At 41.7% G+C, this 20,535-nt stretch carries 14 protein-coding genes and 5 pseudogenes; 12 read left to right on the top strand and 7 right to left on the bottom strand.

Annotated elements, in window-relative coordinates; genetic code table 11:
* Positions 1-181: 181 nt before the first annotated feature.
* Together VEJY3_RS09560 and VEJY3_RS09555 are read right to left on the bottom strand one after the other, a co-directional pair.
* Positions 182-1,687, bottom strand: coding sequence for a relaxase/mobilization nuclease domain-containing protein (locus VEJY3_RS09560; protein WP_014232258.1), 1,506 nt, complete (start codon positions 1,685-1,687; stop codon positions 182-184).
* A gap of 88 nt (positions 1,688-1,775) precedes the next feature.
* Positions 1,776-2,528 (bottom strand): hypothetical protein, encoded by a 753-nt coding sequence (locus VEJY3_RS09555; RefSeq protein WP_014232257.1) that lies wholly within the window; start codon positions 2,526-2,528, stop codon positions 1,776-1,778.
* Positions 2,529-3,325: 797 nt separating this feature from the next.
* Here VEJY3_RS09555 and VEJY3_RS09550 point away from each other — a divergent pair.
* The 4 genes from VEJY3_RS09550 to VEJY3_RS09535 all read left to right on the top strand — a co-directional run bounded on the left by VEJY3_RS09550 (position 3,326) and on the right by VEJY3_RS09535 (position 6,146).
* Positions 3,326-3,616 (top strand): AlpA family transcriptional regulator, encoded by a 291-nt coding sequence (locus VEJY3_RS09550; protein WP_014232256.1) that lies wholly within the window; start codon positions 3,326-3,328, stop codon positions 3,614-3,616.
* A 283-nt stretch (positions 3,617-3,899) separates the two neighbouring features.
* Positions 3,900-4,547 (top strand): hypothetical protein, encoded by a 648-nt coding sequence (locus tag VEJY3_RS09545; protein WP_014232255.1) that lies wholly within the window; start codon positions 3,900-3,902, stop codon positions 4,545-4,547.
* An 11-nt stretch (positions 4,548-4,558) separates the two neighbouring features.
* Positions 4,559-5,266, top strand: coding sequence for a hypothetical protein (locus VEJY3_RS09540; protein WP_014232254.1), 708 nt, complete (start codon positions 4,559-4,561; stop codon positions 5,264-5,266).
* 379 nt (positions 5,267-5,645) lie between these two features.
* Positions 5,646-6,146, top strand: a complete 501-nt coding sequence (locus VEJY3_RS09535) for a hypothetical protein (RefSeq protein ID WP_014232253.1) — start codon at positions 5,646-5,648, stop codon at positions 6,144-6,146.
* Between the two features lie 269 nt (positions 6,147-6,415).
* Here VEJY3_RS09535 and VEJY3_RS26195 read toward each other — a convergent pair whose 3' ends face one another.
* Complete coding sequence (locus tag VEJY3_RS26195) at positions 6,416-6,649, bottom strand: HD domain-containing phosphohydrolase (protein WP_374953216.1); 234 nt, start codon at positions 6,647-6,649, stop codon at positions 6,416-6,418.
* 1,355 nt (positions 6,650-8,004) lie between these two features.
* Positions 8,005-8,406: an IS110 family transposase gene (locus tag VEJY3_RS24730; protein ID WP_014232251.1), complete on the bottom strand. Its 402-nt coding sequence runs from the start codon at positions 8,404-8,406 to the stop codon at positions 8,005-8,007.
* Between the two features lie 815 nt (positions 8,407-9,221).
* Here VEJY3_RS24730 and galE point away from each other — a divergent pair.
* The 4 genes from galE (at position 9,222) to galM (ending at position 13,698) form a co-directional block, all read left to right on the top strand.
* A complete protein-coding gene (galE, locus tag VEJY3_RS09515; RefSeq protein WP_014232250.1) occupies positions 9,222-10,232 on the top strand; it encodes a UDP-glucose 4-epimerase GalE in 1,011 nt (336 codons plus the stop codon).
* Positions 10,233-10,287: 55 nt separating this feature from the next.
* Complete coding sequence (locus VEJY3_RS09510) at positions 10,288-11,340, top strand: UDP-glucose--hexose-1-phosphate uridylyltransferase (RefSeq protein WP_041170237.1); 1,053 nt, start codon at positions 10,288-10,290, stop codon at positions 11,338-11,340.
* Positions 11,341-11,463: 123 nt separating this feature from the next.
* Positions 11,464-12,624 carry a galactokinase gene (gene galK / locus VEJY3_RS09505; RefSeq protein WP_014232249.1) on the top strand — a complete coding sequence of 387 codons (1,161 nt, stop codon included), beginning with the start codon at positions 11,464-11,466 and terminating at the stop codon, positions 12,622-12,624.
* A gap of 9 nt (positions 12,625-12,633) precedes the next feature.
* Positions 12,634-13,698 (top strand): galactose-1-epimerase, encoded by a 1,065-nt coding sequence (gene galM / locus VEJY3_RS09500; protein WP_014232248.1) that lies wholly within the window; start codon positions 12,634-12,636, stop codon positions 13,696-13,698.
* Between the two features lie 64 nt (positions 13,699-13,762).
* Here the strand turns inward: galM and VEJY3_RS09495 are convergent.
* Positions 13,763-13,987 (bottom strand): annotated as a pseudogene (locus VEJY3_RS09495) (substrate-binding domain-containing protein); the annotation flags it as partial.
* A 10-nt stretch (positions 13,988-13,997) separates the two neighbouring features.
* On the opposite strand from VEJY3_RS09495, the pseudogene VEJY3_RS25975 reads away from it, so the two are divergent.
* Positions 13,998-14,147 (top strand): annotated as a pseudogene (locus tag VEJY3_RS25975) (IS3 family transposase); the annotation flags it as partial.
* Positions 14,148-14,508: 361 nt separating this feature from the next.
* On the opposite strand, the pseudogene VEJY3_RS24725 reads toward VEJY3_RS25975, so the two are convergent.
* Positions 14,509-15,399, bottom strand: a pseudogene (locus VEJY3_RS24725) (DDE-type integrase/transposase/recombinase).
* 384 nt (positions 15,400-15,783) lie between these two features.
* On the opposite strand from VEJY3_RS24725, the pseudogene VEJY3_RS09480 reads away from it, so the two are divergent.
* Both VEJY3_RS09480 and VEJY3_RS09475 read left to right on the top strand, forming a co-directional pair.
* Positions 15,784-16,056 (top strand): annotated as a pseudogene (locus VEJY3_RS09480) (putative signal transducing protein); the annotation flags it as partial.
* 11 nt (positions 16,057-16,067) lie between these two features.
* Positions 16,068-16,405, top strand: a pseudogene (locus VEJY3_RS09475) (DDE-type integrase/transposase/recombinase); the annotation flags it as partial.
* Between the two features lie 482 nt (positions 16,406-16,887).
* On the opposite strand, the gene VEJY3_RS09470 reads toward VEJY3_RS09475, so the two are convergent.
* The gene (locus tag VEJY3_RS09470) at positions 16,888-19,122 is read right to left on the bottom strand and encodes a beta-galactosidase (RefSeq protein WP_014232242.1); all 2,235 of its coding nucleotides are present in this window, start codon (positions 19,120-19,122) and stop codon (positions 16,888-16,890) included.
* A 302-nt stretch (positions 19,123-19,424) separates the two neighbouring features.
* On the opposite strand from VEJY3_RS09470, the gene VEJY3_RS09465 reads away from it, so the two are divergent.
* On the top strand, positions 19,425-20,180 hold the full coding sequence (locus VEJY3_RS09465) for an FCD domain-containing protein (protein WP_014232241.1): 756 nt from the start codon (positions 19,425-19,427) through the stop codon (positions 20,178-20,180).
* Positions 20,181-20,535 lie beyond the last annotated feature (355 nt).

Raw genomic sequence — 20,535 nt, 5'->3', positions numbered from 1 at the left:
AGATCGCGGAGAGGGCAGTGCTCGGTAGCTTTATTAATGTTACATGTGTCGCGTTGTTGCTATCATTTATTAACTCAGGGCCTCGGACAATAATGTAAAGCATCTTGTCACTTTTGTTTTTTGAAATCGCGGTAGAGGGGATTTTTTCTGCTTTTGTAGGAACTGTAACGTTATCAGTTAATTAATATGTATTTTCAGCGATATCTTTTGATTTCTTCTTGATGTTACGTCTTCTATTCCGCTTTTTGTTGTCAGTAAAAATACCTTCGTTTTCATAAGCTTTTTCTATTTGTTCAATGGCTTGGTTAATTACTAGCTCCTGATCTTCATGTGTCGCAACAGGGGTTGCTTTCAATTCCCAGTGGTTCTGCTTGCTTAGTTCAAACAAGATTAGAAGCAGATGATAGAAGAATTTACTTAGCGTTTTAGATGCTGAGTATATGCCTTTCTCTTGTTCGTAAATTGCGTGAACGAAAGCTTTGTCGCGTTTGTTGATGCGTTTTCCATGATAAAGCCAAAAGTCGATAGCATCCTCTACCTCTTTTTGATATTGCTTTCTACATGAGATAATGAAGCAGTTAAGCATGTGCTTATCCCATTCCTCGGCTTGCTTCTTTACTTTGTCAGCATGTGTTTCAGCATCTCTTCTTACTGTTTCAAATCTTTGCTCTGCAAAATCTTTCTGCGATTCAAACATTTCTCTAAGGTCATAATTTTCGACTTGTGATTCGTCATAGCTACTTATAATGTTTGCATCACTTTTCAGAACACCAGATTTTATCAAGCCGCCGAGGGTGAACTTGTTACCGCTTCTGAGCTTAGAAGCGGGTATGATGAAGTCATTGTATCTGTACACAATCCCAACGAACTTTTCGTTGCTTCTGTCTTCTTTAAGTATTATTTCGACGCCATTTCTTAGTAGCGCAATTTGATAAAGAGCTAAGCTCGCTTGAGTGGTGTGCTCATCGTTTACGTCCAGTTTCTTTAGCATGTTTGCCCTAGCTTGCACTAGCGCTGGTAGCTCTTTGATGCTTGATTCAACTAAGCGTCTTACCATCAGCTTGACTGAGTGAGAGTACTTGTCAGAAACGACCGCTTCGCCCCTTGCTAGTATCTCTGATGAGTTTTCTAGTTGTCTTAAACCGAATTCCTTTTCTTGTTCACGCATGATTTCTTGTGCAGCTTCAACAGCCATCCAATTGCTGATGACTTTGTTTGTTTCTAGGTCTTGTGTTGATGCTGTTATGTGTACGTGCTGTGAATCAGTATCTGCGTGTCTAAACGCGATGTAGCGTGCGTTTTCGTAACCTAGGTGATTCATAGTCTTTCTTACTGTTTTACGCCACTGCTTGTCTGTGAGGTACTCTCCTTCGTCTATAGAGATGACAAAGTGGCGGAAAGGGTGCTTGACTGTCGGGTTGTGCTTATAGCTGCTTTGCAGTTCAGTGATAGCATCGTGCCAGTCCGCACCTGTAGCCAGCTCACCCATACTAACTGGAATGGATTCGATTTCGTTAGCACAGATGAAGAATGAGTGACCCTCCGATGCAGGAGCATGTTTTGTTTTACCTGCACCGTATTTAATCAGGTTATCTGCGTCTTTTTGTTTAGCGCCGTACTCGATGAGGTTCTGTGCGTCTTTGGCTGTCTGTTGACTTCTTGTGCATTCTAATTCTGTAAATATCATTTTATTGTCTCTTTATTATTATTGTGAGTGAGAAAGTAATAAGTAATGTAGATAAGCCCTCCTTATATTTAAGGAGGGAATTCAGGCTTTATAATTCAGCTTCTTCTAGTATCTTTTGTTTGCATAGCTCATCCAATTGACGCGAAGATAAGTATTTTAAAGCTAGTACTTTAGCTGTTGCTGATGAATGAGAGTCTATTGCTAGCTTGCGCGTAGTATCAATGCTTTCCTTAAGTTCTTTAATGCATTTGCTTAGTTTAACTATCTTAGCGCTGTCAGCATCTTCAATGTCTTCTGCAAGCACCTGAAGTGATTTTGATAGCTCTTTGGTTTCTTTAAAGTACTTCAAATAATCTTCGTCATTGTTCGGACGTGGTTCTACTTGGTTCAAGGCTACATCTCTAAGAAAAGCAGCGTTAGAGCGATAGTTGTGACTTTTCTTGCTGGTTATGAAACGTTTGTACTGCTCTACAGTTATGTGTGTTTTTAATGCAATATTGTATAAGTCTTTAGTTTTTTTACGCTCTTCTTTGAAGCCGTTTTCTACAGCGTCCAGGATGCGAAGTGATTCAGTAACAACATCATCGTTAAAGCTATCTGCATTATTTTTAGCGTAAATACTTTTTACAATGCAATTACAAAAACGCGCATGAGAACTTAGCGTAATTTTAGATGTGCTTGAAAATTGCGGAAGTAGGGAAGGTACAACAACTTGTAATTCTTCTAAGCTGTAATCTGTTTTCTCAATAAGCGCTCTTAGTTTATCTTTATTTTCTCTTTTAGTTTCGATTACTATTTCTCTTATTGTGTTATTTAATTCTTCTTTTAATGATAAGTTCATTTTATTATTTCTCTTTTTATTATTATTATTTTATTTTTATTATTTTATTTTTATTATTTCTCTTTTTATTATTATTTTATTTTTATTATCTTATTTATCTAGTAAGCAACAGCGTGCGACTTAGCGATAACTGCGAAGCATGTTAGCGCAACCGACTGAAGGGGAGGCTAAAGCTACAAACGAACCATTTGGAACAAATAGGGAAGAGCAGTATCCGCTTGTTACTGTTTTTGTTCTATTTGTTTTGATTATAACAATATAATTTATGATATTAAATGTGTTTATTTAAAATAAGCGAAATATATTATTGTATAATACAGAGTTCAACAGAGGAATATGATAAGGAATTTGTCGCATGCGACAGGGAAAGTGCGCGTTACAACATCGAAAATGCCGTTTGCGACAAGGAATTTGCGCCGCACTCTCACTACGTCTCAGCCGCTTTCATCCGCTTTCACTTCGTATCACTGATAGTTAGTAAGTAGTTTTTGGGACAAATGTTATATGGATTAAGTTAAGAAACAATAGCAGAATAAAGTGTGTTCGTGATGGTGGAGTCAAATATAAATAAAGGGTGTACTTATCATGTCTTTATTTTTATCACTTCGACTGATTATATTGTGTGATATTTAATATATGGTATATGTATATTTTGATCGTTGTTAAATATATAGAGTTTGTATATTCCATTTCGTAAAATAAATTCGAAAAAGTGATTGCTTTTGACTTCTAAATACGAATATTATATTTGCAACGGCTCTTGTAGTCATAAGAATAAGAATAAACGGAGGCGTCCAATGGCGCTTATACACCCAATTAATCAACTGAAAATAGAAAAGAAAGTCGATGTATTAAAACGCGTTGGTTTATCCCAAGCCACGCTTCACAGACGTATAAACGATGGCACATTTCCGCCCGCAGTACAACTGGGTCCCAAGGCTGTGGGATTCATGTCGCATGAAGTCGATGCGTTTCTTATTGCATGCGCTTTGGGAGAAGATAAAAAGCGTGTGGTCGCTGAGCTTCTCGCGCAGCGACAAGCGCTAAAGCAAGCGAATCCTTTATTGGAGTACATGAACTTTAACTAATTTATCTTTTAGTTCTGTGCATACGTTGCACAGAGCTTGCTCAACTTCAGTGGTAATTGCAAGATTCCCAACGACTTTGCGCTCAAACCGAGGAGGATAAAAAAACTCTTGACATTAAAGTACAGACTAAGCTAGCTTGATAAAGCTTCCAAATCGCTCTGCTCTTTGAAAGCTCTGAATAATAATATAACAGCAAAAATAATAACGATAAAAACAAGATAAGTGGCTGAAAGCCATCAATAAAAGTTATTACGTTGTCACTCATTATTACTTCGGAGGAAACATGAAAGAGTTTAACGTCTTAAAGAAAAATCGAAAGTATTTTGCTGCATCGCTTGACGGCTACAAGTGCAGAATCTTAATCGATGAACTATCTCAGAATCTCTCAATCGGTACGCAACTGCTGGATGTCGAAGACATCTCCGTTCGTTCAAAGTATGGAACCGACCTAATATTCAAACTTAAATCCTCGGTTGAGGAACAAAATGAGTCTGGTTTTATTACTTTAACCAGTACTTACAATACCTATCTCGTTGATAAATGCCGCGCTCTTGGTGGGCAATGGGATAAGTCCAGCGAGTGTTGGGTGTTTAGTGGCCTTATCGAAGAAAAGGTTGATGAGCTGGCTTGTGTTTTCAATTCTCATCTAGTGCCTGTCGAAGTTACGATTAATGATGACTACGATGTGTACGAAGAAAAGGGGACACTTTGTTGCCTTGGCTACCCAATCGCACGCGCATTTGGGCGTGATTCAGGAGCAAGAGTCGAAGAGGGGGTAGGTGTCGTAGCGGGCGGCTTCACAAGCTGTGGTAGTAAGAAAAATTGGGTGACTCAAGCCAAATCTGGGACAGTGTTTCGCATTGAGGTGGCGGAGAAAGTGCTCACCCATTTTGCTGAAAAAGAGCCTCATTACCACTTTAAAGCTATCTGAAGGTAAGTGATATGAAATGGTTTCCACCGCATCTTGATGACACTGAAGCCATACTCAACAATGCTATTCTTTATAATAACGTTGTTTTGTTGCCAAACACCCCATGGAATGCCGCAACCGCATTTGTCTTGTATGACATATCACAATATGCGGCAACGTTAGGGGTTACCCTTGTTCGTTTACCCTCGATTGACGAGGGGGACGTACCAAGTTTTTGTGATGTAGTTTGGCAAAGGTTTGAGAGAAACACGTGTATCGTAGAGCAGTTTTTGGCAGCGCAGTCCACGCATCGACGAGAGAGTTTAAAAGCACTATTAATTGACAGCAAATTGAATAACGCTTTGGACCTGGGGCTATTTGACGCCTTTCAATTAATCTCTCTATCAAAACAAACCTTACTGTTCCTATTGGAAAGTATTGATGCACTTTTCGTCCCTCAGAATGTCACGTTGTTATCAGGGTTTGAATACTTTTTAATGCAGTCATCCAATACTCGATTGATAAGTGTATACCATGAGAACTTGTTAACCTCATCTCAGTTCACACATCATCAAGATGGTGTTTATCGACTGAATAACTTCAATAATAAAGATCTGGTTAGGCATGCATTAAAGTTTGTCTGTCGTGTCAGTCCACATTTCGAAGTGGTAGAAAGCACGTTAAAAGCACCTCTCAAACAATATCCTAGCTTTGAGGCATTTTTTTCAGCTGTTCAGTAAATGGTTTCGCACCAATGTAAGACGATTGAATAAAGAAGTCCGTGTTGTGTATTTATATCTTCAAAGGGTTTTGTTGATTAAATCAGCTTGAAGAAAAACAAAGCCATATATGTGTATATGACTAAATAAGCGTTTCTAATGGAGCTACACCTTGTTGAAAGCCCCTTGATTAAGAGAGTATGTGTATATCGTTAAACCCCCTGTACTACGGGCGTGAAACATAATTGCGTTAAACTGCTCGACTTCAAGGAAAAATCAGCTTAGTGACCTGCATTTAGGAACCGCTATTTAGATTATAAATAAGCTGAAAAGTAAAATGTCAGTTAAATTAATGTAAACGAATATTTGTTATTTTTTTAAAGAAAACAGGAGTAAGATCATGCCTAACCATATTTATAATATCATCGAGTTTCGTACTAAAGATAAATGCTATGCTAATTCTATTCGCGATTCGATCAGGAATGAAAGTAATGATATGGATTTTAATAAGCTACTTTCCAACTCTTTGAAATCAAATTCTTTTGAAGGGGAAAACAGTGTTATTCATGGTAATGTGGATTGGAATCTTAAAAATTGGGGAACAAAGTGGAATGCATGGGATAGCCAATGTTGCCTCGAAGAAAGAGGTGAATATATTTACGGAAGAATTACATTTTTTACTGCGAATACTACTCCGTACCCAATATTTATTGCATTATCAAAGATGTACCATAAAATCAGATTTAAGGTAAGGTTTGCTGACCAGTATGCTTTTGGCTGCGATTGTGGTTTCCTAGTTTTCCAGAATGGACAGGAGATTGACCGTCATATCTCCCCAAATGAATTTGGTTCAGATGAGCAATACTCGTACTGGGTAGATATAGCAATGAGTGTTTATTAATTTTCCAGCTCAACAGTTGGAAAGCAACCCCCATAATATTTAGAGGTTGCTTACCTCTGTAATTAGATCAAATTGCCAAGCAATACGCAACCCGCCTAGCTCGCTAATGGTAAGTGGCCGATGGTGATGTCAATGAAGTGATCAATATTTCAATGGTGGGGCCGCACACTGGATAATGTTGTAACGGGATCCTCTCGTCTGAGTGCAATATAATATGATAAAATTGACTGCCCCTTCCTAAGTGGATGAAAGTCGAACCTAATTCTGTATCAAATTGTGTCCCCAAATGTGTTTGAAGGATGTCTAATGCTCTCTTTACTCATATGATCGCGATAAGGGCGTTGGTTGGGCATCGCATTAAGCGCGTCACAAAGAGAAACCAGTTTGACCTGTTTGGAGGCTGCGCTGTTGTCTAACCCTTCAGGGTAGCCCTGACCATCGACACGTTCATGATGGAGCAAAATGGAGTCAGCCACAAAATGTGAAAAAGGGTTCTCTTTAATGAGTTCGTAGTCCTGTTTGGGATGGCGTTGAATTGATCTGAACTAATAGCTTTGGACACCTTACTAAGTGAATTATAATCAACTAGTGAGGTAAACATGAGTAACAAGAAAAAGAGTATCGTTCATACGGCAGAATTCAAAACAGAAGCATTAAAGTTAACAGAACGTGTTGGAGTATCGACCGCAGGAAAGTAACTAAACCTCTCACCCTCCCAAATCTATACATGGCGTTGGAAGGTCAATAATACATCTTACAATAGCAAGCGTGAAGCATAAATGGCTGCTGAGATTGCTAAGTTGAAAAGACAACTCGCAGAGCAAGCCGAAGAGCTAGGAATAGTAAAAAAATGTATGGTCTGCTCAGTTTTGCAAGTTAAAGATCATTGTAAGAAGGCGTTTGCATCAATGTATCCGGCCTGTTTGTGAACTGTCTTGTGCTCTAGCCTTGATGGGATCCGCACGGTGTTGTCCTAATAAAGCGCACAGTCATAACAAACTGCTTTTTAGCCAGGCTTCAACATCGTGGGTTTAACGTTTCTGTCATCAGCTCGTTTCTCGCAAAATCTATGGAAAAAGTCGTTATGTTAACGCGGTTATGACGAACCTAAGGCGGGATAAGGCCGATATTCCTGACGAGATACAAAACCTTCCAGCAAATCCTCACGATCTTGTAAGCTAAAGCAGTAAGAACAACATGATAGCAATGTGTCGCTTCGAGTTTTGCTATCCATTGGCCAAGTGCTGACTTGTCTCGCTTCATGTGTATCTTTACTGCCTTAGCTCCTTGTATCACCTGTCGTCGCAGATAGACGTTCCCCCCTTTTGGCTGATACCACCGAGGTTACTCTTCCCTCAGTTGAGTATTGTCTGGGAACCCAACCTAACTATGACGACATATCTCTGCCTCGTTTAAATTGTGTACCAGAACCAACAGCGGCAATTAATCCAGCAGCAACAATAGGACCGATGACTGGATCACTTGGCGATCCATAGCGACAATGAGAAACCTGTTTTTTCCTAAGTCGATACCGTAGATATATACCTCTAAGTTTAACATGGGTGCTCTCCTTGGTTTTGGCTTTCCTTGCTGAGTATAGATATCAGAGGGAGGAGCAGACCATCCCACTAGGCCGCAACCTACTTCGTATATGGAATCCACGGGTTTTACAAGACAAAAATGTGCAATGGATAAGATGCGGTTGTATATTCGGTTTCTTATTGAAGGAGCTATCCTCTAACCTTTGATGTATGCGCACCTACAGTCCTTGTCGCGAAAGAAGCTTTTAATAGTATTACGAAGTAGTTAGGGCCTCAGTAGGCTGGTCTAACCATTGAACATTATTATTTGTAATCTGTTAATTCATATAGCTAAATAGTAATGGCTTTGGCTGATATTCTGTTTCATAGTGGAGCATTGTCCAAGCAGTCCTCATAGTCTTGTTAGCTAAGGCGATACAGGCTCTTTTGAAGTCAACCCTATCGACTATCTTGATAAGCCGTGCCTGCTTCTGGTTTTTTGCGAGTCGGGCAGTCGGTAAATATATGCCATGGCACCAAGGTATAGCATTGAACGGAGGCAAATTGACACCGCCAAATTTATCTATGCCCAGCATCATCACTTTACCGTCTGAACTGTATTGTTTCGGTGTTAGCACAACAAACGCTGAAGCTTGCCGTCCATTGGTAAATTGCGTTCCGTTACCTAAAGTAGCGTAGAGCATGGAAGCTGTTGTTTCACCCACACCTTCCAGTACCATGAACCTTTTACAACGTTCTATTTGCCGAGTTGGAGAGTTCATGGATTTCTGGAGCTTGCTTAATTCATCTTTCAGGTTACGGTATTGCTACCTTAGTATTGACAAGGTTGTGGCCAAGTTTGCTGGCAGAACATCGCTTTCATAGAGTGTCGAAGTGACCAATGCAGCCAGTCCTTTAGTACCGAAACCAGCACGCAAGTTTAAGTGTACAACCGAGAGTAAAAAGTTCTTTCGGCTTCGTCTGCATATTTCACGATTGTGTATAATTTTTTCCTTGTGGGCCTAATTTACAGGTCTGAAAGACATTTTTGCCAAACCGATCGCTATAACATTATATTTCTGCATTGTATGGACTCTTAGTTAGGTTTTGGTCAACTTAAACCGTAGTTCCTCGAGGGGAGGGAGTCCGTACATCTTAGGAGGGTGGCACTCGGTAACGAGTGCTACCGATCCGACAAAGTTATGTTACAAGTACATAACTTTTGATGTTTATAAAGAATATATTTTATGGTAACGGTTACAAATTTAATGGTTGTTTTGTAAGTCACATTTTACCAAACGGAATGATTACTGTTTAATTCTGGTGGTTGAGGATATTTATGTCCGTTGTGTCTACAAATTATCTAAAGTAATTCTATTTTATTTAGTGGAAACGTTTACACTAATTTGAGTTTGATCACGGATCTAAATCGGTTTTGGTTGATAGAATTTTAACCAGTGAAGAATTGGGCGTATCGACTTGGTGTGTATAACGCTGGCTCAGTGAGCATCAGGTCCGGTACCGAGCAGGAAGTAGCAATAGCGGAGAAGCAAAAGTGAAAGTTCTTGTCACAGGTGGTATGGGTTACATCGGTAGTCACACATGCGTTCAGATGATTGAGGCTGGTATGGAGCCCATCATTGTCGATAACTTGTGTAATGCCAAAACAGAAGTATTGAGCCGTATTGAAGCGCTAACTGGAAAACAGCCAGCGTTCTACCAAGGCGATATTCGTGATGAAGTATTTTTGGACTCAGTATTCGCTAAGCATGACATTCAAGCGGTGATCCACTTTGCTGGCCTGAAAGCGGTAGGTGAGTCAGTCGTCAAGCCATTGGAATATTACGATAACAACGTCAATGGTTCATTGGTGTTGGCGCGCAGTATGCGTAAAGCGGGTGTGAAGAGCATCATATTCAGCTCTTCTGCAACCGTCTACGGCGATCCAGAAATCGTTCCGATCACAGAAAACTCATCAACAGGCGCAACCACAAACCCATATGGGCGCAGTAAATACATGGTGGAAGAGTGTTTGAGTGATTTGTTCAATGCAGAAAGGGATTGGAGCATCACTTTGCTGCGTTACTTCAATCCTGTTGGCGCGCATCCATCGGGCACAATGGGCGAAGACCCACAAGGTATTCCAAACAACTTGATGCCGTTCATCGCACAAGTCGCGGTTGGCCGTCGTGAAAAACTCTCGGTATTTGGTAACGACTACCAAACGCCAGACGGTACAGGGGTGCGTGATTACGTCCACGTAATGGACTTGGCTGATGGTCATATTGCGGCATTGAAATCAGTGGGTGAGAAAGAGGGGTTGCACATTTACAACCTAGGTACAGGTAAAGGCTCTAGCGTAATTGAAATGCTGGAAGCTTTCGGTGCTGCTTGCGGTAAACCTGTACCTTACGAGCTATGCCCACGTCGTCCGGGTGATATTGCGGAATGTTGGGCGAGCACAGATAAGGCAGAGCGAGAGCTGGGTTGGAAAGCAATTCGCAGCATTTCTGAAATGACTGCCGATGCTTGGAGTTGGCAATCTAAGAACCCACAAGGTTACTAATTTAAATCCGGTGCAGCGCGTCGGACTAGCAAGAATATTAAGTTGAGTAAGTAAAATGTCGAACGTTGAATTTAACCCAGTGGATCATCCACACCGTCGTTACAACCCACTAACGGGTCAATGGATTTTAGTTTCACCACATCGTGCAAAACGTCCTTGGAGTGGCGCGGATGAGAAAGCTGCGATAGATGAGCTACCAAGCTACGATGAGAACTGCTTCCTGTGCCCGACAAATGAGCGTATTTCTGGCGATGTTAACCCAGATTATCAAGGTACGTACGTGTTCAATAATGATTTTGCTGCTCTGATGGTGGATTCACCAGATGCGCCAGAATCAGAAAGCTCACTATTTAAAACCCAAGGTGTGCGCGGTTTAAGCCGAGTGATTTGTTTCTCTCCAGACCACAGCAAAACCCTACCTGAACTACCCGTGGACAAAATTCGTGGTGTGATTGACACGTGGAACGAGCAAATTGAAGAGCTAGGCAAAGAGTACGTTTGGGTTCAAGCATTTGAGAACAAGGGTGAAACTATGGGCTGTTCTCAACCGCATCCACACGGTCAAATTTGGGCGAACAGCTTCTTACCAAACGAGATTGAACGCAAAGAGCAGAACCTAAAAGCTTACTACCAAGAAAACGGCACTAACCTGCTGGTGGACTATGTGCAGGCAGAGATAAAAGACGGCTCCCGCGTCGTGGTAGAAACCGAACATTGGGTTGCGGTTGTCCCTTATTGGGCGGCGTGGCCATTCGAAACCATGCTGCTACCGAAAACACACATCCGCCGTATGAGCGAGTTAAGTAATGAGCAGCGTGACGACTTGGCTGTCGCTATTAAAAAGCTGACCAGCCGTTATGACAATTTATTCCAATGTTCTTTCCCTTACTCAATGGGTTGGCACTACGCCCCTTTCTTTGAACAGGGCACAGACATCGACCATTGGCAGCTTCACGCACTGTTCTACCCGCCACTATTACGTAGTGCGACAGTACGTAAGTTTATGGTGGGTTACGAAATGCTGGCTGAAAGCCAACGCGACTTAACCGCAGAGCAGGCGGCACAGCGTCTGCGTGATGTAAGTGATTTGCATTACAAAGAACAGTGATTTGGGCGGTTCTAGGATCCTAGGTCCTAGAACCTAAAAACAGAAAATCAAATAAGTGGTTCACGATCGCGAATGAACAAAGGGTTCGGGGATCTAAATTCAATTTGAAACCGAGATTTAACTATGTCTGATTTAATCCAAAATGTGAAAGCGTCTTTTGAGAACGTGTTGGGCTATGCGCCAAGCCATATTATCCAAGCGCCTGGTCGTGTAAACCTGATTGGTGAACACACCGACTACAACGATGGTTTTGTACTGCCATGTGCAATTAACTATCAAACGGTTGTTGCGGCAGCAAAGCGTGAAGACAACCTAGTACGCGTGGTATCGGTTGATTACGATAACGCGGTTGATGAATTCGATATCACTCAAGAAATCACGTTCCAAGAAGACAAAATGTGGGCAAACTACATTCGCGGTGTCGTGAAGTGTCTGTTGGCTCGTGGCTACCAGTTTACCGGTGCTGATATCTCTGTCAGCGGCAATGTTCCTCAAGGTGCGGGGTTGAGCTCATCAGCGGCACTGGAAGTCGTGATTGGTCAGACGTTCAAAGTGCTCTTCAACCTGGAAATTAGCCAGGCGGAAATCGCATTAAATGGACAGCAAGCCGAGAACGAATTTGTTGGTTGTAACTGCGGCATCATGGATCAAATGATTTCGGCAGAAGGCCGTGAAAACCACGCCATGTTATTGGACTGCCGTAGTCTGGAAACAGAAGCCGTTTCTATGCCAGAGGACATGGCTGTCGTGATCATTAACTCGAATAAAAAACGTGGTCTGGTTGACAGCGAATACAATACTCGTCGTGAACAGTGTGAAGAAGCGGCACGAATCTTTGGTGTTAAAGCTCTACGCGATGTCACCATTGAGCAGTTCAACGAGAAAGTTTCTGAGTTGGATGAATTGGTGGCAAAACGTGCGCGTCATGTGATCACCGAAAACGACCGCACAGTCGAAGCGGCAAAAGCGCTCCGTTCGCATGATATTAAACGCATGGGTGAACTGATGGCTCAGTCGCATACATCAATGCGTGATGATTTCGAAATTACCGTCAAAGAAATCGACACCTTAGTTGAGATGGTGAAAGAGGTGATTGGCGAAGAAGGAGGTGTGCGCATGACCGGCGGTGGCTTCGGTGGTTGTATTGTGACGTTGGTTCCACCTGCATTAGTGGATGAAGTGAAATCGACGGTAGAAGCTAAATATGAAGCTGCGACAGGTTTAACAGCGTCGATTTATGTTTGTAAAGCCCAGGATGGCGCAGGTCTGATCGAAGCGTTGTAAGGGCAGGCGATGAAAGAATATTTTGAACAATTAGAACAAGCGATGATGCAAACGCCATCGTTTGACGGTCAAGCGGCGAATCTGCTCCAGCTTACTAATGCAAATGGTATGACGGCATCGTTTATGGATATTGGTGCGACTTGGTTGAGTTGCACGCTGCCGTTAGATGGTGAACACCGTGAAGTGCTATTGCGCTCGCCAAATATGGCAGAACACATGAAGCAAGACGCCTATTTTGGTGCCATCGTCGGTCGTTTTGCCAACCGTATTGCAAACGGTCAATTTGCGATCGATGGAGAGCATTATCAACTTGGTGTTAACAATGGTGAAAACTCGCTCCACGGTGGCTTAGATGGGTTCGATAAACGCCGCTGGAAGATTGCCGAACAAAGTGATCGACAAGTTGTTTTTACGCTTCGATCGCCTGATGGTGACCAAGGTTATCCTGGCAATCTCGATGTCAAAGTCACATACACGTTAACCGATGAGAATGAACTCGTTATTGCCTATGAAGCGAATACCGATAAAACCTCTCCGGTGAATTTAACTAACCACGCTTACTTTAACTTGGCGGGCGAGGCGAGCAACGCGAAAAGTTTGGACCATACGTTGCAGCTTAGTGCAGAGCATTACTTGCCAACGGATGCGGGTTTAATTCCTACGGGTGAACAAAAACCTGTCTCTGGTACCAGTTTTGATTTCACTGAGCCAAAACTTATTGGCCAGGCATTTCTTAGCGAGCAGGATCAGAAAAACGCGGGTGGCTACGATCACGCCTTTGTGTTGAAGCCTGAAGTGACCGATTGTGTGTCTGTTGCCGCGGTTCTTATTGCACCGAAAGAAGATGTGGTGATGAAGGTCAAAACCACTAAACCAGCCATCCAGTTCTATTCCGGAAACTTTTTAGCAGGTGTGCCGGGCGCAAGCAAAACTTACGCGCTTTATGACGGCCTTGCATTGGAAACTCAATACTTTCCTGATGGACCAAATAAACCAGAATGGGGACTCAACAGTGGGGTGTTGAGCTCAGGGGATTGCTATCAGCATCGAACCGTGTATCAGTTTGAATTTTAGATAGCATTTTTGGTGGGCTCTATGCCCACCTTTTTTTGATTCCTAGTCAATCGGATACAGATAATCAACAACGCTCAACAGAATTTCTGCGCACTAATGTTGGGCTGAAAATAATAGTTTCATCTTCATCTTCATCTTGTTCGTTACGAGACAGTGTCAAAGCCAATCGAGTGGCACGTTCAATCATTATATCTATTGTATAGCGCACTGCAGTTAAACGAGGATGAACAAAGTGTGCAATTAAGCCATCATCAAATCCTACCATTGATACTTTAGCTGGTACCTTAATGTCCTGAGCAGAGGTTGTACAATATGAGCCTATAATGACAACGGATTAGAGATGTTAAACGATCTTCGAATACATCGAGATTAATTATAATCGAACCAGAAGGTATGGTGTTCTGTGGTATCTAAGGTCGGTTAACCTTAAACAGCAAAATGTCGCTTAATAGAGTATCCAATCTGGCTGAAGCAGATCATTGATGCAAAACTAACGGTCATTAATTTCATAGTCGAAGTTACCGCCGTATACCCAGAAATACCTACCATTTCATCCTAATGACCTAATCCCAGATGAAGCTACCTTTATATGTGAATAAACTCACGGAACGCATCCTAGTACTCGTTAAAGTTCATTAAAGAGATGCGTCCAATTCGAATGATGATACCGAATTCGGATACTATTTGTTAAAAAGTGGTTTATCCTCTAAACCTTATGAGTTGTATCATACGGTAAATTGACAATAGTATGATCTTTTGCTGGGGAGATTTCGGCGTTTTTCAAGACAGTTGTCACTACATGCTTAACTATTAAGCAGCTTCTTTTTCTGGATTTAGGTAAACCTCTCCGATCGGCTCGCAGTTCCTGATATTCCGCGACCAGCTCTCTGGTTATTGTCTTTTAAGCTCCATCAGCACTTCTGCTCGATGACTTAAAATCGCTGCATCTTGATCACTGTGACGTTCTGATGGGGTAACGTAGTTCAAACGGCAGTGCTTATGCTCAGTGTTATACCAAGCAACGAAGGTCTCTACCCATTTGCGGCTTGCTTCAAGACTATTGAGTTATCATCACTAACTCTTGGACGGCTATAGGAAGGCGTGATACCCAGCTCTTCCGTTTTGGCTTTAAGCGTCAACGACTACATTGGTCCGCCGTTATCTGAGTGCAGAACCAGAGGCTGATTGAAGCACTGCTCACGCATCAGTGTGCGTTGCAGTAACTGCGCAGCCAGTTCGCCACACTCTCGGTCATGCACCTCATAAACCACGATTTTCCTGCGGTAGATATCTTCTATCACGTACAGATAACAGTGCTGACCTCGCTCTCCTGACGGCAGATAGGTAATATCCCAAGTGAAGACTTGGTTCGGACCTTTTGCCGTATAACTTGTTGGTTTAGATGCCTTTTGCCAACTGCTCTGTATACAACCCTTTCTCACGGCAGTACTGGCTCAGTTCATTCTCGGTCATGGAATAAGTTTCTGCGACAACTGCCAGTGTGGTTTGAGCTGACCACTGCTCGGAAGAAGTATTACTGTCTGGCACAACGGCTCCTGATTCTCTTAGCGCTTTTCGCCAATTGTACAGGGTTGCTTCATGGATTCCTTCTTCTTTTGCGACCTCCGCTACTGAGCGAGAGTATGGTGGTAACAACTTCTTTAGTACTGCTTCTTTTCTTTCCTGCGAATAACGAGACATTCTTTACTCTGCTACCGCCCCAAACTTGTTAAATTTTAACAGTGACAACTATCCTCCCAGAGGGGGATTTACGGAAACGATGTCTTTAATCTCCATAAATTGCTCGCGAGTTTGCCCTGTCATTAGTATTAATCCATACTAGAATTTATACTCTTAGGTCTTACAATTGCTAAGGAAAACTATAGATTATTAGTATGAGTGGTGGACTTATCTAGGATAATAATTTTTTGAATCAAAAGCATAGATGCAAAAGTTGTTGACTAAGTAGAAACTGGATGAATGGGACCATCGAACATGGTGTCTACAGTTTAAATAATTACCATACTAGTGTTGTCGATTTACGGGAGAGGGTATACCACTCGTCTCAACCACAAGGAGAAATATATGATTGTAGTAGCGAAGTTTTCTTTTGCTCATGAAGCTCATATTGTGAAAGCGAGTCTACAAAGTGCAGGGATAGAAAGTCATATCCCTGACGAAGACGCGGTAAATACTCAGTGGCTTTACACGATCACCATGGGTGGTGTTCGCCTGATGGTGTCTGAGAGTGATATCGAGAAAGCGATACAAATACTTAGTGGTGAGTTATCAGAGTCATTGGATAGCGAAGCTGTGGTGGATGAAGAAAAATGTGTTTGCAAAAACTGTGGTAGTGCATAGATATCTGAGCAACAAAGCTTATGAGAACTCTTGGTTTAGTGAGTTGCCAAGAGCCAAAGCTCCACTACAGAAAGGCTTAACAAGAACATATTGAAGTTCCAAATCACTTAGGTCGTCAGTTAGACGTTACCGCCCCAAATGAGGTATGGGCTGGTGATGTCACGTATATTTGGACGGGTAATCGGTGGATGTTCTTAGCGGTTGTTATCGATCTTTTGCTCGCAAATTGATTGGTTGGTCGATGACTCTATCACCTGATTCTAAGCTAACAGGCAAAGCTCTTTTGATTGCTTATGAGTCTCGTGGTAAGCCTAAAGGTGTTATTTTTCTTAGTGACAGCAATAATGTGTTGGCTAGATTTCATCGTGCTCTAACTAGGAATATTGGTTCATGCATGAAAGATGGTACCAATAATGTACTGAGCCTCCTGACCCATATAGCGATCGACCTTATGTATACTGCCTTGGCTCTGTCGATTGCTTATTATCGCTATTTGGTGAGGGTTGTCTCGCCAATATTTTTGACTCAAGAAGGGCATGACGCCTGTCTCATTACTGTCTTGTCCAAGTATTTGGTTGTGTGGCCGTCCATTTGACATTTCAAAACCGTAGTCTGTCATTTTGTCGAAAAATATCTATATATTTTTCAGTTTCTCAAGCAAATATAGTCTCTACTTCGCACAATATGCTCCCTGTCACAAAAATATGGCTATAAATCAAAATCATAGCTAGTTTTAAGATTTTCGTACCGAACATTATGCATGGTTCTAAACTTCAGACCGATTAAAGGCCCATGAGAATAGTTAGTATGGGCCTGATGAATATATGATTACTTATAACGCCGTTTATACATACAGCTATGGAGACGCTTGGCGGCTTTAATCATAGGTTTGTATGGTATATCCGCTATGGATACAAAGCCAACGTTGTAATTTTCTCCATCGTAGGAGCGACCGGTGATAGGTGAGTCGACATATTGGAACCAATGAGCACCAACGAAGTACGGGTTGTCGATGACGGAATGCAAGTACGCCTCGAACATTTCTCCACGTTCTTGTTGGTTACCTGCCGTGACTAGGCCTGGGTGATAAAGCCCCGTGTCTTTAGAACCAATATGGAATTCACCAATGATACTCGGCATATCTACTTCGGCTAAGAACTGCCAAGCCTGTGGATGTAAACCTTCTTTATAGTAATTGTAACTTATCACATCACAGTATTTAGCAGCAGCACGAACAACATTTGGCGTCATACCCCAGTCAGCAAATCGACACCCTAGGTAAAGGTGATTTGGAAGTTCGCTTTTCAGTGCTTCACGAACGACTTTGAAGTACTGAGAGGCATATGTTTCAAGCAGTAAACAGTAATCTTCAAGTTGAGCTTCGTTGTGCTTTAACCCATTAACTCCGGAACTTAACGCATCCCAAGAGGCGATATCTGTATTCCAACAGATGTTTAGAGCTTCAATACTCAAATACTTTTTTTTCAGTACTTTCATGAACTCAGCTTTTGTTGGTGATTCTTGTGCATCACGACTTAAGGTATGGATGGCAATTCCGTGTTGGCCTTGAATTGTTCCCATACGACCCCAGCTCTTTTCATTGTCGATAAAGATACCTACACACCAAGGCGTGTCTTTAATTTCGGCTCTGACTTGTTTCACTGTCGCAATAGCGCGCTCTTTAAATATTGGATCGAATGGATCAGGCAGTGGTGACCAGAAATCATCGCCGCTGCTAACCGTTTTAAACTCACCAATGATCCACCCATTGGCGAAAAAAGGCACTTTTTCATTTGAATAAAACTCAGGAGCGGTCCAGTTACCAAGTGATGTAAAGCCCCAGTTGAGCATACGATCCAGTGTGACTTCACGCCATTTCTGCATGTAGTCTTTACCATACTTGCGTTGTAAGTTTGCAGCGTAGAAACTAAAGGTTTCACCTTGTTCAAGTGCTCCTTCAAAGTTTTCACGCATGTATGCATAGTGCTCGCCTAAATCTTCTTGATAACTCGGTAGCCATTGGAAGCAATTACGACGTACAGTACTGCCAACGAAGGCGGTCTTCTTGGCTTCCATTGACACTTCAAATTTCTCGATAGAGTCTTCAGGGGTCGTGTCATCTGGGGACCGCTGCTCCACTTTTGAATGATCATAGTCGATACCGGTTTGAGTATATGAGTTGGCTAGGCGGATGACATCGATACCTGTTGCAAAGTAGAGGTAGCCTTCTGGATCAATAAGTGACCATTTCCCATCAACTTTTTCAGTACGATAGAAACCAGTGGCTTCATAACGTTTACCTTGGATATAACCACCAAAGCGTGAACGGCCAGCCATTGCTCCTTGTTTTAAATCCTGAAGTTCGCGCTCAGTAAACAGTTTGAGTTCTTCATCATTGTACACTTTTTCTGGATATTCGCAGTTAGCGTTTTGCCCGTAGCAATCAATAATTTGAGATAAATAATTTGGATTGTACTCTGGGCTGAGCATTAATCGGAAATTAGATAATTCTAGCTTATGATCAATGAGTGTACCATGAATACTCAGCTCGATTTGTACTATGTCCGACAAGTCAATATTCATTACTCCCCACATCCATGTAGCATAGACAAACGGACTGTCCCATGGAGCAGGGGGGGAACGAAAACCAGAATAGTGATTTGTATTGCCCTTTAAGTAATCTCCTTTAAGTTCAATTAAATAAGAGTTACTTGTGTTACCTGTGACATTAACGCAGCGGCTGTGCATTTGTCCTTTTGAATCAAAGATGTTGATAAAAACTTGTGTCGATCGCGAACCAAGGTTTTTAGCTTCAAATGCAAAGCAAAAATTTGGCATTTGGCTCCAGTCCCATTTGTCACCATCTACAGGTTCTATTAAAACTGATGTATACATGTTTTCAGCGCTGTGGCAATGAATTTTCAATTTGCTTTCTAATGTCATAGATGCATCTATGTTGTTAAAGCGGAATTCAGCAGGTATATCTTGTGTGGAAAAATCAAATAAAGAGATGGAACTATCGTGCTCTGAGTGTCTAACCACATCATTTATAGTTGGTGTCATTGTTGTATTCTCCTGTAAAGGGTCTTTTTAAATTTTAAGTTTTAAATTTTCATTTGTTAACCAATATTATCTTTGGTAAGACCAATAATTGATCGTAATCGCACTATTTACAGGATCGCTACCAATTACTACTCTTTGAGCTATTACGTTATAACTATATATTCCCTATCTTGTCTTACAGATAGGGAACCAAAATGCGACCTATCGGTCTTTGCGCGCTATTGGTAGACTGGTACAATAGAATAAACAAACAATAACGCCAGGTAGACCGTTGGGCTGGCATTCAGGTTAGGATATAAATGATGAAAACAACAAAGCGCCGTTACTACGACATTGGTCTACAGATTGAAGAGTTGCTCTACTCAGGTGTGTTCAAAGCAGGAGAGAGACTTCCTTCTGAACGTGATCTGAGTGAACGTTTTGACACCAGTCGTGCTACTATACGAGAAGCTATAATCATGTTGGAGTTGAAAGGTTTGGTTGTAGTTCGCCAAGGAGCAGGTATCTACTTTATTGATTCTCCAGATAAAGTTGCTTCTTGCACCATTGTTCCACACAATGATATTGGCCCATTTGAACTCCTTCAAGCGCGACAAATTATCGAGAGTAATATTGCGGGATTTGCTGCTACCCAGATTAAAATTAATGAGTTACGAGAACTTAAGCGAGTGCTCTTAGAGCAAGAGAAGGAACTGAACGGGGACAGTGAGCGTTTTGAAGAGCTTGACCGTAAATTCCACATTCTAATTGCTGACTCGACACAGAACCGTGTTCTTATTAATCAAGCAAGCGAGATGTGGCGCAGTGTTCGTACTCAGAATCCTTTGTGGAAAGCTCTAAATGACAAGTACTTGCATGAAGAAGTACTAAAAGAAGTTTGGTTGGAGGACCATAAGAAAATCTTCATGGCTTTACAAAAACGTAACCCTGAGGAAGCAAAGCAAGCTGTATGGAATCACATCGAAAATAGTAAGCAAGAGCTATTGAAAATAGCCAGTGCTGAAAGCGTAGAAGCGGATCTGGATGATTACTTCTTTACAATGGACTTAGAAATATAATCGATCTTTTAATTTTTTTGGCTTTGCGCAGCAAAGCCTTTGTTCTCTTCAGCCTTTCTATCTATTAGTGTGAACAACCTCACGCAAATCAATAAATAAATTAAAAAACACATAATCTCTGTGTTTTTTTGGTTAACCAGTGGTTATATTGGTTTTCCGCTTTGGTCTGTTGAGCTTTTGTTTTAGTGTAATTGATGAACAACAATTTTGACTGACTCTAATTGTATTGCAACGGGTATTCTTAGTTTAGGTTGCTGCTTCAACATCAATTACAATATCGACATTGAGTTCATAGAAATCATCAAAGCCAGAGACCATGAGGTAAGAGTTGTTGGCAGCTTAGCGACACATTGAG

Origin of the sequence: Vibrio sp. EJY3, from assembly GCF_000241385.1 — a bacterium.
Classification (GTDB): Bacteria; Pseudomonadota; Gammaproteobacteria; order Enterobacterales; family Vibrionaceae; genus Vibrio; species Vibrio natriegens.
Note: the sequence above shows the minus strand (reverse complement) of the source record. Positions and strands in the feature narration are given on the sequence as shown.

Excerpts from the sequence above, each read along its gene's own strand:
- VEJY3_RS09550 (WP_014232256.1), top strand. The coding sequence starts at position 3,326 with ATGGCGCTTATACACCCAATTAATCAACTGAAAATAGAAAAGAAAGTC.
- VEJY3_RS09545 (WP_014232255.1), top strand. The coding sequence starts at position 3,900 with ATGAAAGAGTTTAACGTCTTAAAGAAAAATCGAAAGTATTTTGCTGCA.
- VEJY3_RS09510 (WP_041170237.1), top strand. The coding sequence starts at position 10,288 with ATGTCGAACGTTGAATTTAACCCAGTGGATCATCCACACCGTCGTTAC.
- galK (WP_014232249.1), top strand. The coding sequence starts at position 11,464 with ATGTCTGATTTAATCCAAAATGTGAAAGCGTCTTTTGAGAACGTGTTG.
- VEJY3_RS09470 (WP_014232242.1), bottom strand. The coding sequence starts at position 19,122 with ATGACACCAACTATAAATGATGTGGTTAGACACTCAGAGCACGATAGT.
- VEJY3_RS09465 (WP_014232241.1), top strand. The coding sequence starts at position 19,425 with ATGAAAACAACAAAGCGCCGTTACTACGACATTGGTCTACAGATTGAA.
- galM (WP_014232248.1), top strand. The coding sequence starts at position 12,634 with ATGAAAGAATATTTTGAACAATTAGAACAAGCGATGATGCAAACGCCA.
- VEJY3_RS09555 (WP_014232257.1), bottom strand. The coding sequence starts at position 2,528 with ATGAACTTATCATTAAAAGAAGAATTAAATAACACAATAAGAGAAATA.
- VEJY3_RS09560 (WP_014232258.1), bottom strand. The coding sequence starts at position 1,687 with ATGATATTTACAGAATTAGAATGCACAAGAAGTCAACAGACAGCCAAA.
- VEJY3_RS09540 (WP_014232254.1), top strand. The coding sequence starts at position 4,559 with ATGAAATGGTTTCCACCGCATCTTGATGACACTGAAGCCATACTCAAC.
- VEJY3_RS09535 (WP_014232253.1), top strand. The coding sequence starts at position 5,646 with ATGCCTAACCATATTTATAATATCATCGAGTTTCGTACTAAAGATAAA.
- VEJY3_RS24730 (WP_014232251.1), bottom strand. The coding sequence starts at position 8,406 with ATGGTACTGGAAGGTGTGGGTGAAACAACAGCTTCCATGCTCTACGCT.